Origin of the sequence: Hydrocarboniphaga sp., from assembly GCF_028291725.1 — a bacterium.
In the GTDB taxonomy this organism is placed as follows: domain Bacteria; phylum Pseudomonadota; class Gammaproteobacteria; order Nevskiales; family Nevskiaceae; genus Hydrocarboniphaga.
This window is the reverse complement of the sequence record NZ_JAQGNT010000085.1, coordinates 1-12225: the sequence shown is the minus strand read 5'-3', so window position 1 is coordinate 12225 and position 12225 is coordinate 1. Positions and strand designations below refer to the sequence as shown.

12 protein-coding genes are annotated in these 12225 nt (G+C 66.9%); 8 read left to right on the top strand and 4 right to left on the bottom strand.

Features of this window, described 5'->3' with window-relative positions; genetic code table 11:
- The first annotated feature begins 64 nt into the window (after nucleotides 1-64).
- The 5 genes from JWQ90_RS22135 to JWQ90_RS22115 all read left to right on the top strand — a co-directional run bounded on the left by JWQ90_RS22135 (nucleotide 65) and on the right by JWQ90_RS22115 (nucleotide 4867).
- Nucleotides 65-694, top strand: coding sequence for a MotA/TolQ/ExbB proton channel family protein (locus JWQ90_RS22135; protein ID WP_299697166.1), 630 nt, complete (start codon nucleotides 65-67; stop codon nucleotides 692-694).
- A 19-nt stretch (nucleotides 695-713) separates the two neighbouring features.
- Nucleotides 714-1268 carry a biopolymer transporter ExbD gene (locus tag JWQ90_RS22130; RefSeq protein WP_299697165.1) on the top strand — a complete coding sequence of 185 codons (555 nt, stop codon included), beginning with the start codon at nucleotides 714-716 and terminating at the stop codon, nucleotides 1266-1268.
- Complete coding sequence (locus tag JWQ90_RS22125; RefSeq protein ID WP_299697164.1) at nucleotides 1265-1783, top strand: biopolymer transporter ExbD; 519 nt, start codon at nucleotides 1265-1267, stop codon at nucleotides 1781-1783. The genes JWQ90_RS22130 and JWQ90_RS22125 overlap by 4 nt, the downstream gene beginning before the upstream one ends.
- Nucleotides 1780-2718 (top strand): AgmX/PglI C-terminal domain-containing protein, encoded by a 939-nt coding sequence (locus JWQ90_RS22120; RefSeq protein ID WP_299697163.1) that lies wholly within the window; start codon nucleotides 1780-1782, stop codon nucleotides 2716-2718. The genes JWQ90_RS22125 and JWQ90_RS22120 overlap by 4 nt, the downstream gene beginning before the upstream one ends.
- A gap of 202 nt (nucleotides 2719-2920) precedes the next feature.
- On the top strand, nucleotides 2921-4867 hold the full coding sequence (locus JWQ90_RS22115; RefSeq protein ID WP_299697162.1) for a CocE/NonD family hydrolase: 1947 nt from the start codon (nucleotides 2921-2923) through the stop codon (nucleotides 4865-4867).
- A gap of 89 nt (nucleotides 4868-4956) precedes the next feature.
- Here the strand turns inward: JWQ90_RS22115 and JWQ90_RS22110 are convergent, their stop codons facing one another.
- Both JWQ90_RS22110 and JWQ90_RS22105 read right to left on the bottom strand, forming a co-directional pair.
- Nucleotides 4957-5406: a CoA-binding protein gene (locus tag JWQ90_RS22110; RefSeq protein ID WP_299697161.1), complete on the bottom strand. Its 450-nt coding sequence runs from the start codon at nucleotides 5404-5406 to the stop codon at nucleotides 4957-4959.
- A gap of 28 nt (nucleotides 5407-5434) precedes the next feature.
- Nucleotides 5435-5650, bottom strand: coding sequence for a hypothetical protein (locus tag JWQ90_RS22105; protein ID WP_299697160.1), 216 nt, complete (start codon nucleotides 5648-5650; stop codon nucleotides 5435-5437).
- A gap of 208 nt (nucleotides 5651-5858) precedes the next feature.
- On the opposite strand from JWQ90_RS22105, the gene JWQ90_RS22100 reads away from it, so the two are divergent.
- Together JWQ90_RS22100 and rimO are read left to right on the top strand one after the other, a co-directional pair.
- Nucleotides 5859-6764: an alpha/beta hydrolase gene (locus JWQ90_RS22100; protein ID WP_299697159.1), complete on the top strand. Its 906-nt coding sequence runs from the start codon at nucleotides 5859-5861 to the stop codon at nucleotides 6762-6764.
- A 173-nt stretch (nucleotides 6765-6937) separates the two neighbouring features.
- On the top strand, nucleotides 6938-8317 hold the full coding sequence (gene rimO, locus JWQ90_RS22095) for a 30S ribosomal protein S12 methylthiotransferase RimO (RefSeq protein WP_299697158.1): 1380 nt from the start codon (nucleotides 6938-6940) through the stop codon (nucleotides 8315-8317).
- Nucleotides 8318-8401: 84 nt separating this feature from the next.
- Here rimO and JWQ90_RS22090 read toward each other — a convergent pair whose 3' ends face one another.
- Nucleotides 8402-9304 (bottom strand): AEC family transporter, encoded by a 903-nt coding sequence (locus JWQ90_RS22090; protein WP_299697157.1) that lies wholly within the window; start codon nucleotides 9302-9304, stop codon nucleotides 8402-8404.
- A gap of 7 nt (nucleotides 9305-9311) precedes the next feature.
- Nucleotides 9312-10865, bottom strand: coding sequence for an FAD-binding oxidoreductase (locus tag JWQ90_RS22085; RefSeq protein WP_299697156.1), 1554 nt, complete (start codon nucleotides 10863-10865; stop codon nucleotides 9312-9314).
- 186 nt (nucleotides 10866-11051) lie between these two features.
- On the opposite strand from JWQ90_RS22085, the gene galE reads away from it, so the two are divergent.
- The gene (galE, locus tag JWQ90_RS22080) at nucleotides 11052-12032 is read left to right on the top strand and encodes a UDP-glucose 4-epimerase GalE (RefSeq protein ID WP_299697155.1); all 981 of its coding nucleotides are present in this window, start codon (nucleotides 11052-11054) and stop codon (nucleotides 12030-12032) included.
- The last annotated feature ends 193 nt before the right edge of the window (nucleotides 12033-12225 follow it).

Genomic DNA, 12225 nt, shown 5'->3' with positions numbered 1-12225 from the left:
CCCGGCTGCCGCACCCGATGTCTCTACACCCCCATAAGATCGTCACAGTACAAAGGCAAACACCATGAGCTTGAGCAACATTCCCAACTTCTTCCAGGCCGGTGGGTTGTTCATGTATCCGATCCTGGCCCTGCTCGGCCTCGGCCTTGCGATCACCATCGAGCGGATGATCTACCTGAAGCGCGCGCACAACGAGAGCCGCGTGCTGTGGAGCCGGCTGCTGCCGCTGATCAATGCCGGCAACTACGGCGAAGCCGAAAAGATCGCCTCGGCCTCGACCACCGCGATCGGCCGCGTGCTCGGCTTCGGCATCGCCCGCTCGCGCGGCGCGACCAAGCGCACGCCGGTGGAGCGCGCGATGGAAGAAAGCCTGATGGAAGTCACGCCGCAGCTGGAGCGCCGCACGCACTACCTGGCGACTTTCGCCAACGTCGCCACGCTGCTCGGCCTGCTCGGCACGATCATCGGCCTGATCCACGGCTTCGGCGCGCTCGCCGACGTCAACCCGGCGCAGAAGCAGGACCTGCTGTCCAAGGCGGTGTCCGAGGCGATGAACTGCACCGCGTTCGGCCTGATGGTCGCGATCCCGTTCCTGCTGCTCCACTCCTGGCTGCAGTCGGTCACCGATTCGCTGGTCGACCAGATCGAGATGGCGGCCGTGAAGTTCCTCAACAGCCTCGGCCTCGAAGACTAAGCGAAAGCGAGCCGCCGCCATGATGCAAGGACTCGCCAAGGGCACCCGACGTGCGATGCGCCGCGCGCGGCGCCGTCGCGGCACCGAGCTCAACCTGGTGTCGATGATCGACGTGCTGACGGTGCTGGTGTTTTTTCTGCTGGTGAACCAGATCGGCGTATCGGTGCTCGGCATCGAGCTGCCCGGTCCGCCGGTCACCAGCGCCGAACCGCCACCGCCGCAGCAGGACCTCAGCGTGGTCGTCCGCGAAGCCGGCCTGACGCTGGCCGACAACGGCCAGCCGCTCGCGGAATATCCGCGCGGCGACCGGGGCTACGAATACACCGCGCTGGTCGCCAAGCTGGTCGAACTCAAGCAGGCCGCGCCCGACGACCAGCGCATCTCGCTGCTGCTGGAACCCGGTATCGCCTATGAAACCCTGGTCGCGCTGATGGACGCGGTGCGTGCGGATTCCTCGGTCGCAGGCGCCAGCGGCACCGAGCTGTTCCCGCAGGTGTCGGTGGGTGTCGCGCCGGTCGCGGCGCCCGACGCCCCGGCACCTGCCACGGATACGCCCGCCGGAGTCACACCATGAGCCTGCTCGGTAGCGCGACCCGCCGCCGGCGCATGCTGCGCAAGGCCGAGCGGCCCGATTCGGTGCCGCTGAACCTGGTGTCGATGATCGATGTGTTCACGACGCTGGTGTTCTTCCTGATGCTGACCTCGACCAGCGTGCAGACCCTGCGCGCGCCGCGCTCGCTGACCCTGCCGCCGTCGGTGTCGACGCAGCCGCCGGAAGACATGGCGGTGGTGATGGTCACGCGCGACACGATCCTGTTCCAGGGCGAGCCGGTGATGAGCGTCGCCGACGCGGAAGCCGACAGCGGCGCGCTGCTGGCGCCGCTGAAGCAGCGCCTGCTGCTGGTGCCGCAGGCCGCGGACCCGAACGATCCGTCCGGGCGTTTGACCCGCGGCGAGATCAACATCATGGCCGACAAGGATCTGCCGTTTGCGCTGCTCAACAAGGTGATGACGACCTGCGGCGGCGACGCCGGCTTCGCGCGGATTTCGTTGACCGTCAACCGCGGCGGATCGGGCAAGAAATCATGAGCGCGCATCCGATCCGCTGGGAAAGCTGGGAGCTGAATGCCGATGCGGACCGCCGCTTTCGGCTGATCTGCATGGAAGTCGCGGTGCCGGTGCTGATTTTCGGCATCGCGATGTCGATCCTGCATTTCGAGCGCGAAGCACCGCCGCCACTGCCGCCGCCGGTGCGCCAGTACGCGCAGCTGCTGCCGCCACCGCCGCCGCCGAAACCCAAGGTCGAACCGGTGCCGGAGCCGGCGCCGGTCGAGGCACCCAAGCCCGAGCCCGAACCCAAGCCCAAGAAACCCGAGCCGAAACCCGAGCCCAAAAAGCCGGAGCCCAAGCCCGAACCGACGCCCGAGCAGCTCGCCGAGCAGGCGCGCCAGCGCGCGGCCAAGTCCGGCCTGATGTCGCTGAGCGAAGACCTGGCGCAACTGCGCGACTCGCAGACCGCGGACCGCGTTGCCAGCGGTGCCGCCACGATCAGCGGCACCGGGGCGCCGGCCAAGCAGGCCTCGTCCAGCCTCGGCGTGACCCGCGGCAGCGGCGGCATCAACACCGGCTCGCTGAGCCGCGGCACCGGTGCGACCGGTCTGTCGGAACGCAGCACCGCCAAGGTCCAGGCCGAACCCGGCAGCGCGGCCGGCAAGGCCGCCAAGGGCAGCGGCGGGCGTGACCGCGAAGAGGTCGAGGAAGTCTTCGACCAGAACAAGGGCGCGATCTACGCGCTCTACAACCGCGCACTGCGCGACAACCCGGCGCTGCAGGGCAAGCTGGTACTGAGGCTGACGATCGAACCCGACGGCTCGGTATCGAGCTGCTCGATCGTATCGAGCGAACTCAAGGACCCGGAGCTCGAGGCCAAGCTGGTGGAGCGGGTCAAACTGTTCCGCTTCAAGGCCAAGGACGTCGGCGTAGTCACCACGACCAAGCCGCTGGATTTCTTCCCGGCCAACTGATGATCGCTTGATGATCCCCGGCGGGGCTCGCTTGAGCCTCGCCGGATCACTGCATCCGGATCACTGTATAAGCAGCACTCCCCGCGCGCTACGGCCACTAATGCCTGGCCATGACCGTGCCATCATGTCCTGCTGCTGATGGATCAGGCGCAAGTACGCCTCCACGGCTATAAGCAACAAAAGTGCGGAATGGAGACATGCAATGAATCAAACCCTGAACCAGGTGCTGCTGGCTACGGCGTGTTCGCTGCTGGTCGCCGTCAGTGGCTGCGGCGGCGGTGGCGGGTCCGATAGCGCTAGCGGCGGAAAGATCGCGGCCTCAAAATCCGAGTGGACCACGCTGGGCACTCGCCAAGTCACGTCCACCACCGGCAGCGACATCACCAGCAACGCCGACGCGGTGTGGACCGACTACAACCCGGCCGCGACGTATGACAAAACCAAGCAGCTGCCGCTGCAGTACATCACGATGAGCGACGGCACCCTGCTCGCCGCTTACATCACACTGCCGGCCGATGCCGACGGCAACGCGGCGGCCGGCCGCTACCCGACCGTGCTGATCCAGACCGCCTACAACGGCGTCAGCGGCCAGCTGGTGTCCGCGCTCGGCGGCGCCGACCCGCTGCTGGTCACGCATGGCTACGCCAGCATCACCGTCGACGTGCGCGGCACCGGCCAGTCGCAGGGATCCTGGGAAGCCTTCGGCCCGCAGGAGCAGGCCGACTATGCCGAAGTGGTCGACTGGGTGACGGCGCAGGACTGGTGCGACGGCCGCATCGGCGTGCAGGGCGTGTCCTACCTGGCGATCACCGCGATCTTCACCGCGGCGCAGCGTCATCCGGCGGTCAAGGCCGCGTTCCCGATCGTGCCGATCGGCGACGGCTACCGCGACATCGTGTTCACCGGCGGCCAGGTCAACCCGACGTTCATCCCGATCTGGCTCGGCCTGGTGTCGGTGCTCGGCCTGACCAACCCGAGCGCGATCACCGATCCCGCGATCGGCGTTCCGGTATTGCTGCAGCATCTGCTCAGCGCGGTCGCCGGCTTCCAGGTACCGACGACTCTGAAAGCCTTCGCCGGCGATCCCGGCACGGCCTACGACGGCGACTTCTGGAAAGTGCGCTCGCCGCTGGAAACCGACGGCCAGATCACGGTGCCGACCTTCGTCGTCGGCGGTCTGCACGATCTGTTTCAGCGCAGCGAGCCGATGAGCTACGAGGCGATCAAGACGCAGGCGCCGACCAAGCTGCTGATCGGGCCATGGACGCATCTGCAGGCGGCGCTCGGCGAGGGCCTGCCGGTCGACGGCGTGCCGACCCTGAGCCAGATCACGCTGCGCTGGTTCGACCAGTACGTGAAAGGCCTGGACGTCGGCGCCGACAAGCTGCCCAACGTCACGCAATGGGTTTCGGGCTACGAGCACTACGTCACCGCCAGCGACTGGCCGCATCCGCTGGCCAGCGCCCAGCGCCTGTACCTGCACGGCGACAAGACGCTGTCGACGAGCGCGCCGGCCGCCGACGAGTCGGCCAACAAGATCGTGCAGCTGCCGATCGAGGGCCTGTGCTCGATCAGCACCTCGCAGTGGACCGCCGGCATCCTCGGCTACATCCCGCTGCCGTGCTTCAGCAACAGCAACAGCACCGAGCGCTCGTCGGTCAAATACGAAACGCCGGTGATGGCCGAGGACACCTACCTCAACGGTCCGATCGAAGCCGATATCTGGATGTCGACCACGGCGATGGACGCCGGCCTGTCGGTGCGCGTCGACGACGTCGATGCCAGCGGCGTCGCCAAGTCGCTGACCAACGGCATCCAGACCGCCTCGCTGCACGCGGTCGACGACAGCCGCTCCCGCAAGCTCGACGGCCAGACGATCCAGCCCTGGCATCCGTATACACAGGAGTCAGTGCAGGCGGTCGGTGCGAACACGCCGGTGCTGGTGCCGGTGGAAATCTTCGCCACCAGCGCGATGATCGCCAAGGGCCACAAGCTGCGCGTCGCGGTCGGCGCCAGCGATCTGCCGCAGGGCGTGCCGCCGGTGCCGACGCTGCTGCAGTCGCTGGCCGGCGTGCTGACGATCTACAGCAACGCCGCGATGCCGTCGAGCGTGGTGATTCCGGTGGTGCCGGCGAGTGCGTTGAATTGATCGAACCGATGCGGCGTAGGTTGGGGTGAGCGCAGCGAACCCCAACATTTGTCCGCGCCGACGTTGGGGTTCGCTTTGCTCACCCCAACCTACGATGACGACGATGACCACTGCCGGTGATCGACCATCAGGCAGCGGTTCTGCACGACGTCGATGCCGGCGCGAGCCAGTTTTTCGGCGACGGCGTCATCGAAGATTCCGAGTTGCATCCATACCGCCTTCGGCCGCGCGGCGATGATGTCGTCGACATGCCCGGCGAGGTCCTGCGATCTGCGGAAGATATCGACCAGATCGATCGGCGCCGGCACGTCGACCAGGCGGCGATAGACCGGCCGTCCAAGGATTGTCGAAACATCGGGGTAGTAAACCGGCACCGGCACCACGTCCAGGCCCGCATCGACCAGGTATTGCGGCACGTAGAACGCCGGCTGCCCGGCCTGCTTTTCGGTCTTTATGCCCAGAACGGCGATCCGCCGCGTTGCATTTAGCAGGCGGCGGATCGCATCGGCTGTGGTGATCAGATGGTCGCGCCAATCCATCCGCAAGAGTTGAAAGCGCGTCTATCGTTTAGGAGGCGAGCGCGGCCGGAGCCGTGACCGGGCCGAGCGCTCGCGCGATGTCGAGCAGGCAGGTCAGATGCTTTTCTCCGAGCATGCCGTCGACCGAAATCGACTTGCCACGGCCCCAGAAGCGCACCGACGCATCGAACTGCTCGATGCCGTGCCGCGCCATGATCGAATGCACCTGCTGCACTTCGTCGTCCTTCAACAATCCCATGTTCATGACTGATTCCATCCCTGGTTGGTAAGTACGTGGCGTTACGCAAAGGGCTATCCGCAAGAGGCGGGCCAAACGTCACTTGGCGAATCTGATCATGGGTCGGGCGAACTCAACCGCGCGTCGCCGTATGACACCGCAAGGTGACTTCCAAAAAAAATTCTTGCTAATGTCCGCTGCCTCGAAAAATTCACGGAAGCGACACCAAGCCGTCATGAAACTTTGCTGGTCCGCGAGCAGCGCCTGCGTCAATGGGCTGCAACTCAACTGGGAAACCACCGGACCTGCACACGGCGAGCCGCTGATGCTGGTGATGGGTCTGGGCGGCCAGCTGATCCACTGGCCCGACGCGCTCTGCGAAGATCTGGCGCGGCGCGGCTTCCGGCTGATCCGCTTCGACAATCGCGACACGGGCCTGTCCGCCGACGTGAACCGCGGCGTGCCGGTGAAGCTGGCGCGCGACTGGCTGCGGACGCGCAGCGGCGCGGCCTGCCCCAGCAACTACACGCTGCACGACATGGCCGACGACAGCATCGGCGTGCTCGACCTGCTCGGCATCGATCGCGCGCACTTCGTCGGCGTATCGATGGGCGGCATGATCGCGCAGCTGGTCGCGGCCCGTTACCCGCGGCGCGTACTCAGCCTGAGTTCGATCATGTCGAGCACCAACCACCCGAAGCTGCCTGGCGCGCGGCTCGACGTGCTGCTGCATGTCGCCGGCCTGACACCGCGGCCGAAGACCCGCGAGGCGGTGATCCGGCGCTCGCTGGCGATGCTGAAGCGCGTCGGCAGCCCGGCCTACCCGACACCCACCGAATACCGCGCCAGCCTCGCCGGCCGCGCCTTCGACCGTGCGTTCCGCCCGGCCGGCACGCTGCGCCAGACCCACGCGATCCTGGCGACCGGCAGCTTCGAGGATCTGCTGCCCGGCATCATCGCGCCGACCCAGATCATCCACGGCCTCGCCGACCCGCTGCTGCGCCCGGCCTGCGGCCGCCGCAGCGCCCAGATGATCCGCTCGTCGCGGCTGGAGCTGATCCCGGGCATGGGCCACGACTTGGCGCCGAGCCTGATGCCGCGGTGGTCGCAGCTGATTGCGGCGAACGCGGCCCGGGCCTGACGCGGGCCTACTTCCGCCGCTCGCCGTGTAGGTTGGGGTGAGCGGCTGCGAACCCCAACATTCATTCGCGCCGATGTTGGGGTTCGCTGCGCTCACCCCAACCTACACACCGGGCAGGGATTGGCGGCGGTTTCGGTAGAATGCACGGTTCTTGATCTGTCGCGTACCCGCCGATGTCCTCCGTTGCCGCTCCCCGCCGTCCCCGCTCCAAGTCCGCCGCGCCCAAGGTGGGCTTCGTTTCGCTGGGTTGCCCCAAGGCGCTGGTCGACTCGGAACGCATCCTGACCCAGCTGCGCGCCGAGGGTTACCTGACCGCGCCGACCTACGACGCCGCCGACGTGGTCATCGTCAACACCTGTGGCTTCATCGACAGCGCGGTCACCGAATCGCTGGATGCGATCGGCGAGGCGATGAACGAGAACGGCAAGGTCATCGTCACCGGCTGCCTCGGCGCCAAGTCCGGGATGATCCGTGAGAGGTTCCCGGACCTGCTGTCGATCAGCGGTCCGCAGGACTTCGTCACGGTGATGGACGCGGTGCACCGCGCAGTGCCGTATCAGCACGACCCGTTCGTCGATCTGCTGCCGGCCAAGCGCGCCAAAGCCAACGACGTCGGCGTCAAGCTGACGCCGAAGCACTACGCCTACCTGAAGATTTCCGAAGGCTGCAATCACAAGTGCAGCTTCTGCATCATCCCGTCGATGCGCGGGCGCCTGGATTCGCGCCTCGTCACCGACGTGCTCAAGGAAGCCGAGCGTCTGGTCAAAGCCGGCGTCAAAGAGCTGCTGGTGATCTCGCAGGACACTTCGGCCTACGGCTCGGATCTGAAATACGCCGGCGGGCAGTGGCGCGGCCAGGATTACCGCACGTCGATGCTCGACCTGTGCCGCGGCCTGGGTGAACTCGGCGTCTGGGTGCGGCTGCATTACGTGTATCCGTATCCCCACGTCGACGCGATCATCCCGCTGATGGCCGAAGGCAAAATCCTCCCCTACCTCGACATCCCGTTCCAGCACGGCTCGCCCAGCGTGCTCAAGCGCATGAAGCGCCCGGCCTTCGCCGAGAACACGCTGGAGCGGATCAAGGCCTGGCGCAAGATCTGCCCGGAACTGGTGATCCGCAGTACCTTCATCGTCGGCTTCCCGGGTGAAACCGAGGCAGAATTCGAGGAGCTGCTGGACTGGCTGAAGATCGCGCAACTCGACCGCGTCGGCTGCTTCCAGTATTCACCGGTGGAAGGCGCAACCGCGAACGAACTCGCGGACCCGGTGCCGGAAGACGTGAAAGCCGAACGCTACGAGCGCTTCATGAAAACCCAGGCCAGGATCAGCAAGGCGCGCCTGAAGAAAATGGTCGGCCGCACCTTGGACATTTTGGTGGACGAGATCGACGAGGACGGTGTCCTGGTCGGCCGCTCGTATGCCGATGCGCCGGAGATCGACGGCAAGGTCTACCTGTCCTGCGACTTCCCGCTGAAGCCGGGGCAGATGGTCAGAGCCAAGGTGCTGCAGTCCAACGAGCACGACCTGCACGCCGAAGCGATCGAAGATTGAGGCACCCCGTAGGTCGGCAATCCTTTGCCGACGTGTGCCGCCGGATGCGCAATCGAGGCCTCACGTCGGCAAAGGATTGCCGACCTACGATCCGATCAGCCAATACCAGATCGGCACGGTCACAAACGACAGCGCGATGCCGACGCTGATCATCGCGTTGCTCGCCGGCGGATTCAGGCCGTGATCCTCGGCGATGATGCCGGCGGTAATCATCGGCGCCATCGCGATCTGCAGGATGCCGACCGTGATCGGCAGGCCCTGCACCCCCATCAGCAGCGCCCCGCCCCACATCAGCGCGGGCAGCGTGATCATCTTCCATAGCGCGCCGATGCCGACCAGCGGCAGATGACGCCGGAGCTCGTTCAGGCGCAGCTGGAAGCCGACGGAGAACAGCGCGATCGGCGTCAGCGTTTCGGCCAGACGCTGCAGCACCGTCTCGGTCTGCGGCAGCCAGACGAAACCGGCCAGCTTCAGCGCGCCGGCCAGCAGCATCGCCTGGAACGGCACGAAGCTGAGGACCCGTTTCACCAGCTCCAGCGGGCTCGCCGAGCGGCCGGCGAAATAGGCCGCGACCGGCAAGCCGATCAGCGTCACGTTGAAGAACGTCGCCTGGTCGGCGATCACCGCCGGGCCCAGCGCGCTAGGGCCGATCACTGCCAGCAGCAGCGGAAAGCCGACGAAGGACGTATTACCCGCCCCCCAACACAGCGTCATCGCGCCCTGGGTGCCGCGGTCCCAGCGGTAACGCCTGGCGAGCACCGCCATCAGCGCGATGGTCGACAGCATCAGCACGAACGGGCCCAGCGCCGGCAGCAGCATGCGCGCGTCGAAATGCAGCTTCGGGATCTGGATCAGGATCACGCTGGGCAGCGCGATCCGCATCAGCCAGGCGTTGAACACGGCCGACGCGTTGTCCGGGAACCACTGCAAACGCATCGCCAGCCAGCCCAGCAGCGGGCACAGGCCCAGCAGGATGAACTCGCTCATACCGATCTCACGCTATGAGCAGGCGGTCGAAGCCGAAGCTGCGCGGGTTCAGGATGTTGTTCGGATCATAGCGGCGCTTCAGCGCCTTGACCTCCGCGAGTTCCTGCGGCGGCGTGCGGCTCAGATATTCGTCGGCCCACTTGGAGCCGATGCCGTGCTCGGCGCTGAACGAGCCCTGGTGCGCCAGCGTCACGTCGATGACCAGATCGCTCAGCGCCTTGCCGACCGCGCTGATCGGCCGCGCGCCGGTGCCGAGCACGTGCAGATGGGCGCCGCCGACGCCGGCGTGGCCAAACGCGACCAGCTCCGCGTCGGGCGCGGCGCTCGCCAGTTCGGCGCGCATCGCGTCCAGGTATTCACCGAAGCCCGCCAGCGGCGTCGCGGTGTCGAAGCTCAGGCGTCCGCCGCCGAGCGCGCGCATCCGCGCATTGCTGGCCTCGGTGATCGAGTGACGGATCTTTTTCAGCGCCGGCAGCGGCGCATAGCCGATGTGCTCGTCGGGCAAGGCCAGGTCGCCGGCCAGGAACTCGTACAGCGAGCCGGCAAGATCGGCGTCGGCATCGCCGGACTTGATCTGCAGCAGCAGATACAGCGGGCTGTCGACGTCGGCCGCGAACGGCAGGCGGAAGGCCTCACCCTGCAGCTCGCGAACCAGCACCATCGCCGAGCGCGAGATGAACTCGAACTCCTCGACATCGGCGCCGAAGCGCTGACGCGCCGCCGCCAGCACGCGCATCGCTCCGACCATGTCGGCCACCGGAATCAGCGCCGCTTCGCGCTGAGCCGGGATCGCGTAGGTGCGCAGACGCAGATGCGTGATCAAGCCGAACGCGCCCTGCGAGCCGAGCAGGCCCCAGGACGCTTCGATATGCGCGGAGTTGATCGCGAACGCCTGCGGGTCCGGCGCCGCCCAGGGCGCCGCATGACAGGGACCGGCCGGCTCTCCCTTGCCCCAGAAACCCCAGGCCGCTTCGCTCATGTGCGCGGCGGTGCCGTAGCAGAGCGCGTTGGCGCCGGCCGAGGCATTGGCCGCGCAGGCGCCGACGCTGGCCGACGAAGTCGAACCCATCGCCATCGGGAACATCAGCTGCAGCGGCCGCAGCAGATCGTTCAGCGCGTCGACCGCGAGGCCCGCCTCGACCGTGATGCTGGCACCCGCGGTCGCCGGCTGGCCCAGGGCGTCCCACCAGGCCAGCAGCGCGTCGCGCGCGCCGTCGATGCCCAGGCCGGCGGGCCAGACGAACTCGCGGCCGTCGGCCAGCGCGAAGCTCAGCGGGCGGTTCAGGCGCTCCAGGCTCAGCACCGGCTCGCCCAGCGGCCGCTGCGCCTCGACCAGGCCGGTGCGGCCGCCGCTGATCACCAGCGGCGTGCGCAGCTCGTTGCAGATGCGCAGAATCTCGCCGACTTCGGCCTCGGTCTGCGGCAGCAGCACGGCCGCAGTGTGGCCGCGCGGACCGCGCTCGAGCAGTTCGTAGCGCTCGATACGCGCCGGCTCGTCAAGGTAGCGCTCGCCCAGCAGCTGTTGCAGACGCGCGGCGGCGGGATAGTTCGGCAAGCTCATTGCGAGCATTCAAAACGGCAGTACATGTCAATAGTTTAGAGGCTCGGGCCGGCATCCGGCGAACGCCGCGTGGGGCTGCTAGGCTTTGCCCGGCCTGGTTAGGGCAGCACATTTCCAGGACTCGATTGGCGCTGGACGATTGGCGCGCGGCGCCGGAACGGATTCCGGCACAGACGGAAAGAACAAGTGAAAGCATTGGTCATCGGCGGAGCCGGATACATCGGCAGCCACATGGTTCGCGCGCTGCAGCGCGCCGGCTTTGAGGTCGCGGTATTCGACAATTTCTCCACCGGCCATCGCCAGGCCGTCGCAGGCCTGAAAGTCTTTGAGGGCGATCTGCTGCAGCCGGCGGATCTGGACCGCGCGCTGCCCGACTTTGCGCCCGACCTGGTGCTGCACTTCGCGGCGCGCTCGCTGGTTGCCGAATCGATGGTCGAGCCGGCGCTGTACTACGGCAACAACGTCTGCGGCGTGTTCAACCTGCTCGAGGCGATGCGCCGCTACGGCCGCAGCCGCCTGGTATTCAGCTCCACCGCCGCGGTCTACGGCCTGCCGAGCCAGAGCAACATCGACGAAGACCACCCGACGCAGCCGGTCAACACCTACGGCTGGAGCAAGCTGTTCGCCGAACGCATGATCGAGGACAGCTGCCGCAGCTACGGCCTGCGCGCGGTGGTGCTGCGCTACTTCAATGCGGCCGGCGCCGACGCCAGCGGTGAAATCGGCGAAGCGCACGAACCCGAAACGCATCTGCTGCCGAACATCCTCAAGGTCGCGGCCGGCAAGGCGCCGATCGTGCGCCTTTTCGGCAACGACAACGACACGCGCGACGGCTACTGCGTGCGTGACTTCATCCACGTCAGCGACCTGTGCGACGCGCACCTGCTGGCCGCAGTCGCGCTGGATCGCGAGGATCTGCCGGCGTTCCAGCTCTACAATCTCGGCAACGGTCTGGGATTTTCAGTGCTCGAAGTGCTGCACGCGGCCGAAGCGGTGGTCGGCCACCCGATCGCGGCCGAACTCGCGCCGCGCCGTGCCGGCGATCCACCGGTGCTGGTCGCCGGTGCCGGCAAGGCGCGCAGCGTGCTCGGCTGGCAGCCACGGATGCCTGAGCTGTCCGAGATCATCAAGACCGCCTGGGGCTGGCATCAGTCGCCGCGGTATTGAGCAGCGCGTTCGGTACGTGAGAGTCGTAGGTCGGCAATCCTTTGCCGACGTGTGCTCCCCGATTTCCTGAGCACGGACATGGGTCAGGCTTGGTGCACCCTGAGGAATCGGGGGGAGGATGCACCAAGCCTGAGTCGATCTTCTCGGTGGTGGGGTTAGCTCGCTTGCTTCCGGCGGGAAAGCGCGGTCAGGA